This window comes from Litoreibacter albidus (assembly GCF_900107015.1).
GTDB lineage: Bacteria > Pseudomonadota > Alphaproteobacteria > Rhodobacterales > Rhodobacteraceae > Litoreibacter > Litoreibacter albidus.
Map to the genome: position 1 here is coordinate 753,549 of NZ_FNOI01000001.1, position 15,581 is coordinate 769,129.

The window sequence follows — 15,581 nt, forward strand, 5'->3', positions numbered from 1 at the left end:
CGAGGATTTGCGTGCGCCGAAGCAGTCGGGCTTGGGGGCTTTACTGTTAGCGCTAACAGGCGTATATGGGCGATAACCAAAGGAGGACGCCATGCCGCTCAATTCCACAATTCAAGACGTCACCCAACGCATTATCGACCGCTCCAAAGGCGCACGTACAACCTACATGGAGCGTATGCGCCAAGCCGCCGAGGAAGGCCCGCGTCGCGGCCACCTGACTTGTGGCAACCAAGCCCATGCTTATGCAGCGATGGAGGAAGACCAAGCCCCGATGTTGGAGGGGACCGGCGGCAACATCGGTATCGTGACGGCTTATAATGACATGCTGTCTGCGCATCAGCCGTTCAAAGATTACCCCGACCTGATCAAAGCGACCGCACGCGCCAATGGCGGCACCGCGCAAGTGGCGGGGGGCGTTCCGGCGATGTGTGACGGTGTCACGCAAGGGCAGGTGGGTATGGAGCTATCCCTGTTTTCGCGCGACGTGATTGCCCTGTCTGCGGGTGTAGCGCTCAGCCACAATACCTTTGACGCGGCGGTTTACTTGGGCGTCTGTGATAAGATCGTACCAGGCCTGATCATCGCGGCGGCCACGTTTGGCTACCTGCCGGGTATTTTCTTGCCAGCGGGGCCGATGGCATCGGGCTTACCGAACGATGAAAAAGCCAAGGTTCGCCAAAAGTTTGCGTCCGGTGAAGTGGGCCGCGATGCGTTGATGGCGGCTGAAATGGCGTCCTACCATTCGCCCGGAACATGTACGTTTTACGGGACAGCCAACTCCAACCAGATGCTGATGGAGTTCATGGGGCTGCATTTGCCCGGCTCCAGTTTCGTGAACCCGAACACCGAAATGCGCGATGCGTTGACCAGCTACGGCGCCAAACGGGCGCTGGAGATTACGGCCCTCGGGTCCGACTACACGCCTGTTTGCGATATCCTCGACGAGAAGACATTCGTAAACGGGCTTGTCGGGCTGATGGCGACAGGTGGCTCCACCAACCTCGTGATCCACATTATGGCGATGGCGCGGGCTGCGGGCGTTATTCTTGATCTGCAAGACCTGTCCGACCTGTCCGACGCGACGCCGCTGATGGCGCGGGTTTACCCGAACGGCTTGGCCGATGTGAACCACTTCCACGCCGCTGGCGGCTTGACCTACATGATCGGTGAGTTGCTCGACGCGGGGCTGCTGCATCCCGACACGCGCACGGTGATGGGCGACGGGCTTGGCCTTTACGCGCGGGATCCGAAGCTGCGCAACGGGGAGCTGACGTGGGAAGACGCGCCGCGCGAGACACAAAATGACCGGATTTTGCGGCCTGTCAGTGATCCCTTCGCCCCCGAAGGCGGCTTGAAGCAGCTGAACGGCAATCTTGGGCGCGGGGTGATCAAAGTCTCCGCCGTTGCGCCGGAGCGACGTTTCATTGAGGCGCCAGCACGAATTTTCCACAGCCAAGACGCGGTGAAGGCCGCCTTCAAGGCGGGTGAATTTACCACGGACACAGTGGTGGTGGTGCGCTTTCAAGGGCCAAAATCCAACGGCATGCCAGAACTTCACGGCCTGACGCCGGTCTTGGCCGTGTTGCAGGACCGTGGGCTGAAGGTCGCCTTGGTCACCGATGGGCGTATGTCGGGCGCGTCGGGCAAGGTGCCCGCAGCGATCCACGTGTGTCCGGAGGCCGTCGATGGCGGATTGATCGGCAAGCTGCAGGACGGCGACATTGTGCGGTTGGACGCGACGGCGGGCACCTTAGAGGTGCTGACCGAAGGCGTGGAGGCCCGCAGCGCGGCCACCCCAAACCTCAGCGACAATTCCCACGGCATCGGGCGCGAACTGTTCTCCATGTTCCGCCAAAACGCGGGTATTGCGGCAGATGGCGCAGGGGTGGTGGTCTAAACCCGCGCACTGTTCTAAAAGCTCGGCGACCCCGATTTCTTCACGCTTCCTAAAGGACTTTTCCATGACACCCATTCAAGCCAGCCAACTTGCCCGTGAAATCTGCGAGCTTGCGCCAATCGTTCCCGTTCTGGTGGTTGACGATGCCGCCCACGCGCAGCCGTTGGCGCAAGCTTTGGTGACCGGCGGCTTGCCTGCGCTAGAGGTCACGTTGCGGACGCCCGCTGCACTCGAAGTCATTGCGGAGATGGCCAAGGTCGAAGGCGGCGTTGTGGGTGCGGGCACATTGCTCACGCCAGAGGACGTGCACGCGGCGATCGACGCGGGCGCGAAATTCGGCGTCTCGCCGGGGGCGACGGATCGGCTTTTGGACGCCTGCGAAGAAGCGGGCCTTCCGCTGTTGCCAGGGGTGGCGTCGGCCACCGAAGCCATGCGCCTGCTGGAACGCGGCTACACCATGTTGAAGTTCTTCCCAGCAGAAGCCGCTGGCGGCGCACCTGCTGTCAAAGCCATTGGCGCGCCAATCCCGCAGGTCAGCTTTTGCCCGACGGGCGGCGTAAGCCCCGCCAACGCGAATAGCTATCTGAGCTTGCCCAATGTGGTGTGCGCGGGCGGCTCTTGGGTGGCATCGAAAGACAAGATGCAGGCTGGCGACTGGGACGGCATCACCACCATTGCGAAAGCCGCGGCAGCACTGTCTCGCTAGAATTTAGCGCGGTGGCCTATGTTCAACCGTGGGCCGCCGCGTGGGCTTGCAGCACATTTTGCAACGCATCGCTGGCGATTGGGCCACGCACGATTTCCACCATCTCCCCACGGCGATCAAACAGCAACAGTGTCACATGGGGTACGCCATATTGCGCCGCGAACTCCGCCCCTCTGGGCGTTTTGATGTTGGCGACCAAGAAAGTGAATTCATCTTCCTCAAACGATTTCAAAGCTTTGCGAGTTTGCTTTTGCAATGTCCGGCAGAGCGGGCATTGCGGGTCATGAATTTGCACGACGGATAGCTTGCCACCACCGATCTTTGACAAGTCGGCTTCCGCCGCCGACGCCTGCACGCTGTCCATCACCAGATAGCCCGCGATCCCTAGGATTGGCACAGCGATTGCCGCGTTGCGCATCAGGCGCAAGACATTGCGGCGGCTATGCGCTTTGGCCTTTTGGGCGGCGGGCGCAGGGTCCGGTTGGGAATGCGTGCGTTTGGGGGGCGTTTTTCTGGTTTTCTTTTTCATCGTGTAGCGTCCGCTTAGATAGGTGAACACCACAGGTCGCGCGTCCAGCGCGCAGCTTCAAATCACGTTCCCTTGAGGCACACGCCTATGGCGGCAGGTGAATGGTGAACCGCGCGCGGATGGCGCTGTCCAATGCAGGGTTAAACGCAGCTGACGACGGAGCGGCAAGAAGCTCCAGCTTGCGGGCCGTGGCTTTCTGCAACAGGTCGGGCTTGTCCTTTTCCGCCCATTCTTTCGGGGACATCCGGTCACCTAGAGTGGGGTACACGTAGTCACTTTCCATGCGCGTCAGGGTTTGCGCGGCACCCAGATAGTGACCGACGCCGGCCTTATCGCCGTCACCCAGACAGGTGGTGCGCATCACATCAAGCGCCAGCGTTTCCTCCGTCACCTCAATACCGCGCACGCAGCGCAAAGCCTGCCCGATCAGGTCGTCGCCCAAGATCAGGCTTTCGTGGCAAAAGCCCAGCAGGGAGGCATGCATGCCCGCTGCCTCGTAAACCATGTTGAGGCCGGAAAGACCTGCCATCACATTAGAGCACATCTGCTCCCATCCGGCTTGCATGTCGGGCAGTTTGGCGTCGGACGCACCCGCGGCCGCGCCGCCGGGTATGCCGTAGAAATGGTGCATCTGGGCGCAGCCTGCCGTGAGCAATGCCTGCTCGCCTGAGCCCACCGACATAGCACCCGTACGCAGGTCTAATCCGAATGGCCATGTCCCAAAGATGGCGGGATGGCCGGGCTTGATGGCGTTCACATAGACCACCCCTGCAAGACACTCCGCCACGGCCTGCACAATTGCGCCCGCGATGGGCGATGGCGCGGTAGCGCCCGCCATGCCAGCCGACAGCAGAAGCACAGGCATGCCGCCCTCTATGCAGGCCTCCATGACGCGGCAGGCGTCTGTGGCAAATTTCATGGGAGGGACCACAAAGCAGTTGGTGTTGGACACGAAAGGCCGTGCGCGCCACGTGTCCTCATCTCCGGCGATCATATGGAGCATCTCTAACGCGCCCGCGACGTAGTCAGCCTCCGTAAAGGACACACCGATGTGCTTGGTCGTGCCGCGCGTGCAGGCATAAACGGTGTTCAGGTCCATCTCGTAGTTGTCGGCGATGTCGCGGCAGACCATCGGGCGTTGCAAGAAGTGCAGGTTGTCCAGTTGGTCGGTGATGCGGGCGGCGTCATAGAGGTCCTGCACCGTGCTTTCGCGGTAGTTGCGCCCCTCGACGTCGACCATGTGCACGGCCGCACCCGCAGTGCCGTAATGCACCTTCGTCCCCTGAAGATGCAGGTCGTTTCCGGGATCGCGGCCGCACAATGTGACGTCCTTGCAGGCGACGGCCAGCATGTCTTCCACCAGCGCGCGCGGGAAGCGTATGCGGCCATCCTCCCCTAGGATCGCGCCTGCGCGGGTCAGGATCTCGATGCCACTTGGCGGCGCGTCGGCGAGACCTATGTGTTCCAGCGCAGTCAGCGCGGCTTCGTGGATGTTGGCAATGTCGAGGTCGCTTAAGACGCGCAATTGGCCGCCGCGCAAACCGGCATGTACGGGGCGTTTGTCGGTGGCAAGCGGGGCGGCACGCAACGCACGGCGCGCGGCGCGACCGCCAGAACGGCGGGGCGAGGAAGGCGATTGATCTGTCATGTGAGGGACTTTCGCGAAGATGTCAGGGCAAGGTTTGCGGCTCAAACCTGCCTTGGACGCCCCCGTGCAGCGCGGCCCCTGCGGGCCCCGATGGTGCGGGCCACAAGAACTGTCTTGTATCCGTACTTCTGCATCACACTCCTCCGTGGGGCCAGTTTTGGGCCCCACGGAGGGTCATTCTGTTCTATTTGCGCCAATCGCGTCTGTTTGCGTCATCAAAACGCTACCAACTGCCCGATGCGCCGCCGCCAGAGGAGCTTCCGCCACCAAAAGACCCACCGCCGCTTGATCCAGAGAAGCTGGTACCGCTGGAGTTATTCTCTGGGCGTTTGGGGATGGTGACGGTCTCCGACGCGCTGTGGTCACAGTTTTTGCAGTGGTGATCCAGCTGGGCGACGCCCATGCTTGTTGTCGTCGCGGGGGTGCGGACGGTGCGCTCGGTTTCATAGGTGTGGTAGGTGCAATTCGGGCAGGCCGCATGGCGAGAGAACATCTTGGGGTAGCCGATCACCGTGATGTGTTCGTCCTTGGTGCAGAACCAGACGCCGTAATCCTTGGATTTGACACGTTCCTCCACCAATTGGCCGTGGTCCAGATATTGATCCTCTTGGGCGTCGCCAAGGCGCAGCATCAAGTCGCCGCACTGTGGGCATTTGCGGGGACGGCGGCGTTGGGCTTCTCGCAACCCGAAGAAGCCAGCCACAGCGGCGGCCGCCGCGAGGAGCATGGATATAATGGGGGAAGACTGGAACGCTTCCCACGCGCGGTTGAGGACGCCGACGCTGCGCGGCGTAGGCTCCTGCTCCAGGACACGCGGGGCGGGGGGCACGGCCGTTTGGGGCTGCGTTTGAGGTTGCGGGCGCGGGGCCGCAGCGATTGGCTTGTCGTCAGGGTGCTGGATTTGGCGCAGCGCGGCGCGGGTGCCTGCAAGAATGCCGTCTGCCACACGGCCCTCTTGGAAGGCGGGGATAATCTGGGTCTGAATGATGCGCGCGGCGACGCCGTCTTGGCGGGCCGGATAGCCCGCGCCGAGTGCAATGCGCACTTCGCGGTCTTCAATCGCGACCAGCAAAAGCAGCCCGTCGTTGCGCTCTGCATTGCCAATGCCCCAGCCGTTGAACAGGTCTTTCGCAAAGCCCACAATGTCGGTCGAGGGCAGGTAATCATCGCGCGACCGGATGGTCACGACGGTCATTTCGCGGCCACGCTCCGTGCGGGCGGCTTGCAACTCTGCGTTGATCTGCGCCTCGGCTTCGGGGCTCAGGATATCAGCAAAATCGTTCGTCAGTACGGAGTAATGCTGCGGATAGGGCAGCTTCTCCTGCGCGATTGCCATTCCGCAAAAGGCCGCCAGAACAAGCGCCAACAGATAACGAACCATTAAATTACCCTCGTCAAAATTACTTTGACGCGGTGATGCCCTTTATCCGAGCAGCTTGTCCACCTCTGTGCTGGAAATTCCATGGCTCAGGCCAGTGAAATCCCCGTCGCCCAACATCGCGCGGCCCATGTCGTGGATCACGCGATGTGTGGTGCGTGCTAATGCAGATCCTACAGAGATCCGCGCCGCGCCAAGGGCTGCGAAATCCGCCAGTGTGTGCTGGGCATAGCGGCCCGCGGCCAGCACGTTGACCGGCTTGTCGGTGGCGTCGATCACGCGCTTCAGGTCATCCATGGTCCTTGGCATGGGCACGTAAAGCCCGTCCGCACCCGCCGCGTCAAACGCGCGAATGCGGCGCAGGGCTTCCTCAATATCGTAAGCACCTGTCATCACACCGTCGGCGCGCGCGATAAACACGAAGTCTTGGGGCAGGGCGCGGGCGGCGCTTGCGGCGGCGCGGACACGCTCTACGGCAAGGTCGAAGTCATACACGCGGTTCGATGCCTCGATGGTGTCCTCAATACAAATGCCCGCCAGCCCGATTTCGCCGGACAGGCGCACGGTGTCCGCGCACGCGTCGGGTGCCGCGCCAAAGCCGTCTTCAAAGTCGCCCGATACGGGAACCTTTACGGCGGCGATCAAGTCTTGCGCGTGGGCCAAGGCCTCGTCGCGCGTTACATGGCCGCCGTCCGGTCTGCCCAAGGTAAAGGCATGCGCGGCGGAGGACGTGCCAATAGCCTGCGCGCCCAAGCCCGCCAGCATTTTGGCAGACCCCGCATCCCACGCGTTGGCGAGGATAACGGGGTTTCCCCGTTGGTGCAGGTCGCGGAAACTCATGGGCGAATCTCCTTGGCAAAATCTACAAGCGTTTGCAGGGTGACCTCAAACGCGCTGTCCTCCACCGTCATTGCAACGCGCACGTGGCCCGCCGCAGATGCGCCGAAGCTTTCGCCGGGCATCACCGCGATATGGTGCGCCTCAAGCAGTTTGTCCGCGAAGTCGTCACCGCTAAGACCTGTGGCGCGTATGTCCAGCATCATATACATCGCGCCCGACGATGGCACCAAGCCGACCACGTTTTGTTTGGCCAGTATGGCTTGTCCCAAGGCCCGCCTGCGCCGGAACGGTGCGCCGACCTTCTCCTCCAGCGCCAGACCTTGCGCCAAGGCAAAGGTGGCGGCGTCCTGAATGTAGCCCGGAACCCCGTATGTGGTGTGTGTCGCGAGGTTGATCAGGTGCTCAATCGCCTCTGTCGGCCCCGCAATCCAGCCGACGCGGCTGCCAGTCATGGCGTGGCTTTTTGACATGGAGCCGATGACCAAGGTGCGCGCTTCCATGCCGTCGATGGTGCGCGGGCTGATATGTGTGCCATCCCAAATCTGGGTGTCGTACACCTCGTCTGAAATGCACCACAGGTCGTACTCTTGGCAGGCGCGGGCGATGCCTTCCACGGTGTCGCGGGAGTAGACAACGCCCGTGGGGTTGTTAGGCGTGTTGACCAGCAGCGATTTCGCACCGTCCGCCTTGGCGGCGATGTCGTCGTAGCTGGGCTGGAACGCGTTTTCCGGCAGGCAGGCGATGGAGCGCGGGACCGCGCCGACACCGCGCAGGGTGCCGGGGTAGGTGGCGTAGTAGGGATCGCAGTAAAGTGCCACATCGCCCTCGTCGCAGACCGCATGATGCGACGCGAACAGCGCCGATTGCCCGCCGGGGGTGATCAATACGTTGTCGCGGCTGGTTGGCACGCCGGTGCGCGCGGTCAGGCGGGCGGCGACAGCATCGCGCAACGCATCGGTGCCCGGAACCATCGCATAGCCGGTGTGCCCGTTGCTGGCGGAGCGGTGCATGGCGTCCAGAATGCTTTGGTCCGTGCTGATGTCATGCTCGCCGATGGTCAGCTCTGTCACCGCTTGGCCTGCGTCGATCATACCGCGGGCCTTGATGAACAAGTCCCATCCATCCGATCCGCCACCCGTCAAACCTGTTATCCGCTTCGACAATTTCATGCATCGCTCCTCATTGATATTGGGGCGAAGAGGGAATGGCAAAGCCCGCCCTTGTCAAATCGAATCTTGTGATGGTCACCATCGCTGACCTAAATCCACGCTCGACCAACCCGCCTGCGCCTGCTAACGAGGGGCCATGACGACACGCACCATCATTATTTGTTGCTGCATTACCATCTGAGAAGTCTCAGGCGGGTCGTTTTGCGTTTTCCAATCTAGGTCAGTTTCGCTAAACCCGCCGCAACACCTGCGCGCGAGGGCGATATGACGATCAAGCTGTACAACACCAAGACCCGCAAGAAAGAGGTCTTCGAGCCAATCAATCCGGGCCACGCCAGCATGTATGTCTGCGGCCCCACGGTCTATGAGCGCGCGCACCTCGGCAACGCCCGCCCCGTGCTGGTGTTCGATATTCTGTACCGTCTGCTGCGTCACGAATACGGGGCAGAGAATGTGAAATATGTGCGCAATTTCACCGATGTGGACGACAAGATCAACGCCCGTGCGGCCCAAACGGGGCGGCCCATCTCGGAGATCACCGACGAGACAATCGGCTGGTTCCTGGATGACATGGGGGCCTTGGGTGCGCTGCCACCGACCGACGCCCCCCGCGCCACGGCCTACATCGGCCAGATGATTGCGATGATAGAAGACTTGATCGCCAAGGATCACGCCTACGCGGCGGAGGGTCATGTGCTCTTCAAGGTGCGCAGCTACACCGACTACGGCGCGCTCTCCGGCCGCTCCGTCGATGATATGATCGCAGGCGCTCGGGTGGAGGTGGCCCCCTACAAAGAAGACCCGATGGACTTCGTGCTATGGAAGCCGTCGTCTGATGATCTGCCGGGTTGGGATAGCCCGTGGGGCAAGGGGCGTCCGGGCTGGCACATCGAATGCTCCGCCATGGCGTATGAGCTTCTGGGCAGCGCGTTCGACATCCACGGCGGCGGCAACGACCTGACGTTCCCGCACCACGAGAACGAGATCGCCCAGTCGAAATGCGCGGGCCACGACTTTGCCAACGTCTGGATGCACAACGAGATGCTACAGGTGGAAGGCAAGAAGATGTCCAAATCCTTGGGCAACTTTTTCACCGTACGCGACCTGCTGGACCAAGGCGTCCCGGGTGAGGTGATCCGGTTTGTGGTGCTGAGCACGCATTACCGCAAGCCGATGGACTGGACAGAGAAGAAGCGGGAGGAGGCGGAGAAGACGCTAAGGAAGTGGCGTGAGCTGACCGATGGCGTAACTCCCGCATCCGAACCTTTGAGCCAAGTTCTTGACCCGCTGCGTGACGATTTAAATACCCATGGCGCGATCGCGGAGTTGCAACAACTCGCGCTGGCTGGCGATGCGCCAAACCTACTGGCGTCTGCTCATGCTTTGGGCTTCCTGACGAACGAGATGGGAGCTTGGGCGGAGACAGGACCGGCTGATGGTGCTGATGTTTCCAGATTGCATGATATCGCTCGCTGGTTTGCAGCTGCACGTAAGAAGGCGATGGAAACCAAGGACTTCTCGACTATAGATGACTACAAGGCGCAACTTTCTGCCGCAGGCATTGACGTGAAGATGTCTAAAGATGGGGTAGATCTTGAACCAAATGCGAAGTTTGACAGCGGCCTTCTGTGGAAGATTGAGCGCGATGTGGAGGCCGAGCTTTGACCCGCGAACGCCTCACCCTGTTCGACACGACCCTCCGCGACGGGCAGCAGACGCAGGGCGTACAGTTCTCGACGCCTGAAAAGGTTGAGATCGCCCAGATGCTCGACGGCATCGGCATTGACTATATCGAGGGCGGTTGGCCCGGTGCGAACCCCACGGACAGCGAGTTTTTCTCAAACGTCCCAAGAACTTCCGCGACGATGACCGCCTTCGGGATGACCAAGCGGGCGGGGCGCTCGGCTGAGAATGATGATGTGCTCGCCGCCGTTCTAAACGCCAACACGCCTGCGGTCTGCCTTGTGGGCAAGACGCATGACTTCCACGTTGAAACGGCGCTTGGCATCTCTCTCGAAGAGAACCTTGAAAACATTGAGAAAAGTTTTCAGCACATCGCCGCGCAAAACCGCGAGACGCTCTTTGATGCGGAGCATTTTTTCGACGGCTACAAATCCAACCCCGACTACGCGCTGTCCTGCATTCATGCGGCTTACGGCGCGGGGGCGTTGATCGTTTTGTGCGACACCAACGGCGGCACACTTCCGGCGGAAATATCTGAAATTGTTGGTAAAGTCATCGACAGCGGCATCCCCGGTGCACGTCTGGGCATCCATACCCACAACGACACGGAAAACGCGGTGGCGGGATCACTGGCGGCGGTGGACGCAGGTGTGCGCCACATCCAAGGAACTCTGAACGGGCTGGGGGAGCGGTGTGGCAACGCCAACCTTACCTCGATCATCCCGACGCTGCTGCTAAAAGAGCCTTACAAATCGCGCTACGCCATTGGGGTGAAACAGGAAAACCTGACGCGCCTGACTTACGCATCGCGCAAACTGGACGATATCCTGAACCGTGTCCCGAACAAGCACGCCGCCTACGTCGGGGTGTCGGCTTTCGCGCATAAGGCGGGGCTGCATGCCTCTGCGATCCTGAAGGATCCAACCACCTACGAACACATCGATCCCGCAATCGTCGGCAACACCCGCATCATCCCGATGAGCAATCAGGCGGGACAGTCCAACCTGCGAAAACGTCTTGCCGAAATGGGATTGAAAGACATTGATAGCAATGCCTTACCGCGCATACTTGATGTGATTAAGCAGCGCGAAGACGACGGCTATTCCTACGACACCGCGCAAGCCTCTTTCGAACTTCTGGCGCGGCGTGAGTTGGGGCTCTTGCCCAAGTATTTCGAGGTGAAGCGCTACAAAGTCACCGTGGAGCGGCGCAAAAACAAATACGACAAGATGATCAGCCTTTCGGAGGCGGTCGTTGTGGTGAAAGTCGGCGAGGACAAGATGCTCTCCGTCTCGGAAAGCCTTGATGAAACCGGCTCGGACCGTGGTCCGGTGAACGCACTGTCAAAAGCGCTTGCCAAGGATTTGGGGCCGTATTCGGCGCTGATCGAGGACATGCGGCTGGTTGACTTCAAAGTGCGTATCACTCAAGGCGGCACCGAGGCCGTGACCCGCGTGATCATCGACAGCGCCGACAAACAGGGGCGCAGGTGGTCCACCGTGGGTGTGTCCCCAAACATCGTAGATGCCTCCTTCGAGGCATTGCTGGACGCGATCAACTGGAAGCTTGTGCAAGAGGGCGCCAATGTCACTTGAGGCGTGCCGCGCCTTGGTGGAACGCGCTGATCCTGACAGGTTTGTCGCTGCGCAACTGGGCACCGAGGCCGCCCAGCAGGTGCTCTGGCCGCTTTATGCGATGAACATAGAGGTCAGCCGCGCGCCGTGGGTGACGCAAGAACCGATGATCGCGGAGATGCGCCTGCAGTGGTGGCGCGACGCGCTGGAGGAGATTGCGCAAGGCAAACCCGTGCGCGCGCATGAAGTCACGACGGCCCTTGCCAGCGCAATCGGTGCGCCGGAGGCCACGGATTTGGACCGACTGGTTCAAGCGCGCCGCTGGGACATCTACAAAGACGCTTTTGAGGATGAGGCAGATTTGCTGTCCTACCTGGACGACACGGCAGCGCTGCTGATGTGGGCCGGTGCGGCGGCGCTTGGCGCGCCTTCCACTGTGCGGGCGGATGTGATCCGCTATGGCCGTGCATGTGGTTTGGTGCGCTTCCTACAGGCCGCACCGGAGCTGGAGTCCCGTGGCCGCCGCCCGCTGGTTGATGGACGCCCGCACGCCATCAAGGAGTTGTGCGCGCGTGTCTTGGCAGAAATGCCGTCGCGGGGGGCTTTGAAGCGGCAACTGGGTACGGACGCAGCCTGCGTCCTCACAGAAGGCTGGCAAACGCGTGCATTGCTCAAGCAAGTGATCGCCAACCCGACACGCGTGGCGGACGGCGCATTGGGCCTAAGCGAGTTTGGCAAACGCTGGCGGTTACTGCTGGCTTAGCGCACCGATTTCGGACGCAGTGCCAGCCAGATCAACGCGCCGCCAGCGAGTGTCAGGAACGGGATCATTGCGATGTTCACCGCATTCCACCCCTCAACCGGAGATCCACCGGAGCAATTCATCAATCCGCCGGACGCCAAGGACGCCAGCGTCACGCAACCGAAGACGATGGTGTCATTCATCCCCTGAACCACGCCGCGCTCTGCCACGCTGTGCGACGACGCCAGCATTGTGGTGGCCCCGATGAAGCCGAAGTTCCAGCCGATGCCCAGCAGAATGAGCGCCGCGAAGAAGTTGCCAAGCGTCACGCCCGTCAGGGCCACAATGCCCGCAAGGCCAAGGATGGCGAGGCCACAGGCCAAGATGCGCTCCACCCCGAAACGGTTGATCAAATGGCCGGTGAAGAACGAGGGAACAAACATCGCCAGCACGTGTGCAGACACAATGTCGTTCGCGTTGGCGGAGGTGTACCCGCACCCCATGACCGCCAGCGGCGTGGAGGTCATCACGAGGTTCATCAACGCGTAAGAGACCATGCCGCAAATGATCGCGACAGCAACATGGGGTGTCTTCAAGAGCTCCATCTTGCTACGGATGGTTTCGGTGGTTCGAGAGGCCGCCATAGCGGCCGCATTGGGCAGATCCAGCAAGAAAAACAGCAGCATGCCAACGAGGTTAAGGACGACAATCGCGATATAGCTGCCCAAGAATGGGATCACGCTGAAATCAAACATCACCTTATTGAGCTGCGGTCCAACGATTGCGGACAACAGGCCACCCGCCATGACGTAAGAAATCGCTTTGGCGCGAAATTGCTCTGACGCGCCATCGGCGGCGGCGAAGCGGTAAAAACCCTGCGCCGACATGTAGATGCCACTGATGTAGCTGCCCAAGAGCAGCAACAAGAACGACCCGAAGTACAGCCCGAACCCAGCGACCGTTGCGCCCAACGCCCCTGCGAGCGCACCAATGACGAAGCCAGCGCGCCGCCCGCGCTTCTGCATAAGCGGGCTGATCCACGGGGCGGTGGTCATGGACCCGAACACAATCATCGAGATAGGAAGCGTGGCGAGGCAAGGGTTTGGCGTCAGCGTGTTGCCAACGAGGCCGCCCACCACAAAGAGCATTGGCATCTGGCTGCCCAAAATGGCTTGGGCGGCAACCAACACAGCCACATTGCGGCGGGTGCGGGGATCGGAACGGGCGGGGGCAATTGTGGCGTCGGTCATGCCCTATCGCTACGCCTAGTCGGCAGGGGTGTCCAGACTGTCAATGACATGCGTGAAGGAGCCGCAGACCCGACCCTTCCGCAACCCCATCGGAGGCAGGGTCGTGCCCTCGGCATCGGTCGTATGAAACAGCGGTTCTCCCTCGGCCCTGAGAGTGGTGGCGTAGTGGAATTCATGCCCCTTGAACGCACCTTTGAACGGGGGCCCATCGGCGGTAAGGTTTCGGTAACCGAGGTGAAGCTTTCGTTGCGCGAAACTGGTCTCCAGATCCAGCAATCCGGCCATCTTGTGGGATGTGCCATCAGCGTCGACTATTGACTGCCCGAGGGTCATGTATCCCCCGCATTCACCATATATATCAGATGATTGAGAGGTATTTCTAAGGCTATCCATAAAATTGGAATTACCTGCCAATCTGGCGGCGTGCAGTTCAGGGTAGCCGCCGGGCAAAAATACCATATCGCAAGGGGGCACGGGCTCGTTCATCAACGGGGAGAACGTCGTGACTTTCGACCCACCAGCGCGCCAATCATCCAGCAGGTGGGGGTATGCAAACGCGAAGGCTTCGTCCTGCGCGATGGCGATGCGGGCGTAGGGTAAGCTTTTGGCTAAATGTGGCTTTGGTCGCGCAATCGTGGAGGATGGCAATGCGTCTAGATCAACATGCGCCTCAATAAGGTCGCCGACCTGATCTAGCCATGTTTCCAAGTCCGGACGTTCCGACGCCTGAACCAGACCAAGATGGCGCGAAGGGTGTGCCAGATCAGGCCGTCTGGGTATCGCGCCAAGGACGGGCAGGTGGTCGGGGAAATGCTTGCGCAGCATCGCCTCATGACGTGCGCTAGCGACTTTGTTTAAGATCACACCTGCCACGCGAACGCCGTCGCGGTGGCGAGCAAACCCTTCGGCAATCGCCGCCGCGCTTTGCCCCATGCCGGAGCCGTCGATCACTAATACTACCGGAATTCCAAGGATTTCAGCAACATCAGCGGCGGAGCCTTTGCCGTCCGGCATAGCGCCGTCGAACAGCCCCATCGCGCCCTCGACAAGCAAGAAACTATCGCTGGCTGCCACCAAGCTGCGTATGCGGTTTGGCTGCATCGCCCAAGCGTCAAGGTTGTAGCAGGGTTGGCCGCAAGCGGCTTCGTGGAACCGCGGGTCGATGTAGTCGGGGCCGGATTTTGCGCCGCGCACTGCACCGCGTCGCGACAGCGCGCGCAGCAACCCCAGCGTCACGGTTGTTTTGCCAGTGCCGGAGGAAGGTGCGGCGATCAACAGCCCGTGGCGCGGCGTCATGCGCTTTCGGCCGGACGGCCTCGGCCTAGGGGATCCAGATTGCGGGGCTTCTCGCCTGCGATTTGGCCTTGCCAGTCAAGGACTTGGCGCATTGCCACGGCGCGACCGACGCAGATGATAGCGGGCGGCTCTGCACCGGCGGCGGCAATATCCGCGACACAGGTGCCAAGGGTGGTTTCCAGCACCTGCTGGTCCTTGGTGGTGGCGGTCGTGACAATCGCCACAGGCTCCGACGCGGGGCGGCCAGCCTCCATCAATTGCGCCGTGATATGGGCGATATGCTTCATGCCCATATAGATCACGATCACCTGAGATCCTTTTGAAATTGCGGACCAATCTAGGCTTTCGGTGGCGTTACCGCTTTGATCGTGGCCCGTCACGAAGGTGACAGATTGGTTCACGTCGCGGTGGGTGACGGGGATGCCCGCATAGGCCAAGCCACCGATCCCCGCACTGATGCCTGGGATGATGCGAATGGGTACGTTGTGCTGCACCAAGGTTTGTGCTTCTTCACCGCCACGCCCGAACACAAACGGGTCGCCGCCCTTGAGGCGCAACACCCGTTTGCCTGCGCGGGCCAGATCGACCAGCCGCAGCGATATATCGCGCTGCTTGGCAGAGGGTTTGCCGCCGCGTTTGCCTGCGTAGATGTGCTCCGCCTGCGGGGCCCAGTCCAAGATCGCCTCTTGAACCAAGGCGTCGTAGATCACCACGTCCGCTTGCCGCAGCGCGTTCAAGGCGTGCAAGGTCAACAAGCCGGGATCGCCGGGGCCTGCGCCGCACAGCCAGACCCAGCCGGGCTCTAGGGTTGGCCATTGGCCTTGGGGAAGGGGCATCGAGTCGCTCATACCCCTTTATGACCTGTAACC

13 protein-coding genes are annotated in these 15,581 nt (G+C 61.2%); 5 read left to right on the plus strand and 8 right to left on the minus strand.

Features of this window, described 5'->3' with window-relative positions:
• Positions 1-91: 91 nt before the first annotated feature.
• Positions 92-1,897 carry a phosphogluconate dehydratase gene (edd, locus tag BLW66_RS03760; RefSeq protein WP_089945150.1) on the plus strand — a complete coding sequence of 602 codons (1,806 nt, stop codon included), beginning with the start codon at positions 92-94 and terminating at the stop codon, positions 1,895-1,897.
• A gap of 64 nt (positions 1,898-1,961) precedes the next feature.
• Positions 1,962-2,603 carry a bifunctional 4-hydroxy-2-oxoglutarate aldolase/2-dehydro-3-deoxy-phosphogluconate aldolase gene (gene eda / locus BLW66_RS03765; protein ID WP_089945152.1) on the plus strand — a complete coding sequence of 214 codons (642 nt, stop codon included), beginning with the start codon at positions 1,962-1,964 and terminating at the stop codon, positions 2,601-2,603.
• A gap of 22 nt (positions 2,604-2,625) precedes the next feature.
• On the opposite strand, the gene BLW66_RS03770 is transcribed toward eda, so the two are convergent.
• From BLW66_RS03770 to BLW66_RS03790, 5 genes are all read right to left on the minus strand, one after another.
• Positions 2,626-3,132 (minus strand): thioredoxin family protein, encoded by a 507-nt coding sequence (locus BLW66_RS03770; RefSeq protein ID WP_089945153.1) that lies wholly within the window; start codon positions 3,130-3,132, stop codon positions 2,626-2,628.
• Positions 3,133-3,217: 85 nt separating this feature from the next.
• Entirely contained in the window at positions 3,218-4,780 is a 1,563-nt protein-coding gene (locus tag BLW66_RS03775) for a trimethylamine methyltransferase family protein (RefSeq protein WP_089945155.1), read from the minus strand.
• Positions 4,781-5,003: 223 nt separating this feature from the next.
• Positions 5,004-6,161 carry a TPM domain-containing protein gene (locus BLW66_RS03780; RefSeq protein ID WP_089945157.1) on the minus strand — a complete coding sequence of 386 codons (1,158 nt, stop codon included), beginning with the start codon at positions 6,159-6,161 and terminating at the stop codon, positions 5,004-5,006.
• A gap of 42 nt (positions 6,162-6,203) precedes the next feature.
• Positions 6,204-6,998, minus strand: coding sequence for an isocitrate lyase/PEP mutase family protein (locus BLW66_RS03785; protein WP_089945159.1), 795 nt, complete (start codon positions 6,996-6,998; stop codon positions 6,204-6,206).
• Entirely contained in the window at positions 6,995-8,167 is a 1,173-nt protein-coding gene (locus tag BLW66_RS03790) for a pyridoxal phosphate-dependent aminotransferase (RefSeq protein ID WP_089945160.1), read from the minus strand. The genes BLW66_RS03785 and BLW66_RS03790 overlap by 4 nt, the downstream gene beginning before the upstream one ends.
• A gap of 264 nt (positions 8,168-8,431) precedes the next feature.
• Here BLW66_RS03790 and cysS point away from each other — a divergent pair, with 264 nt between their 5' ends.
• Genes cysS through BLW66_RS03805 form a run of 3 tightly spaced genes read left to right on the plus strand, consistent with a single transcriptional unit; the run spans position 8,432 to position 12,187 of the window.
• A complete protein-coding gene (gene cysS, locus BLW66_RS03795; protein WP_089945162.1) occupies positions 8,432-9,832 on the plus strand; it encodes a cysteine--tRNA ligase in 1,401 nt (466 codons plus the stop codon).
• Positions 9,829-11,445: a citramalate synthase gene (gene cimA / locus BLW66_RS03800; protein ID WP_089945164.1), complete on the plus strand. Its 1,617-nt coding sequence runs from the start codon at positions 9,829-9,831 to the stop codon at positions 11,443-11,445. The genes cysS and cimA overlap by 4 nt, the downstream gene beginning before the upstream one ends.
• Positions 11,435-12,187 carry a squalene/phytoene synthase family protein gene (locus tag BLW66_RS03805; protein ID WP_089945166.1) on the plus strand — a complete coding sequence of 251 codons (753 nt, stop codon included), beginning with the start codon at positions 11,435-11,437 and terminating at the stop codon, positions 12,185-12,187. The genes cimA and BLW66_RS03805 overlap by 11 nt, the downstream gene beginning before the upstream one ends.
• Here the strand turns inward: BLW66_RS03805 and BLW66_RS03810 are convergent.
• From BLW66_RS03810 to cobA, 3 genes are read right to left on the minus strand one after another with little or no spacing between them, the layout of a single operon-like run.
• Complete coding sequence (locus BLW66_RS03810; protein ID WP_089945169.1) at positions 12,184-13,416, minus strand: MFS transporter; 1,233 nt, start codon at positions 13,414-13,416, stop codon at positions 12,184-12,186. The genes BLW66_RS03805 and BLW66_RS03810 overlap by 4 nt on opposite strands.
• Positions 13,417-13,431: 15 nt before the next feature.
• Complete coding sequence (locus BLW66_RS03815; RefSeq protein WP_089945172.1) at positions 13,432-14,712, minus strand: cobyrinic acid a,c-diamide synthase CobB; 1,281 nt, start codon at positions 14,710-14,712, stop codon at positions 13,432-13,434.
• Positions 14,709-15,560: a uroporphyrinogen-III C-methyltransferase gene (cobA, locus tag BLW66_RS03820; RefSeq protein WP_089945175.1), complete on the minus strand. Its 852-nt coding sequence runs from the start codon at positions 15,558-15,560 to the stop codon at positions 14,709-14,711. The genes BLW66_RS03815 and cobA overlap by 4 nt, the downstream gene beginning before the upstream one ends.
• Positions 15,561-15,581 lie beyond the last annotated feature (21 nt).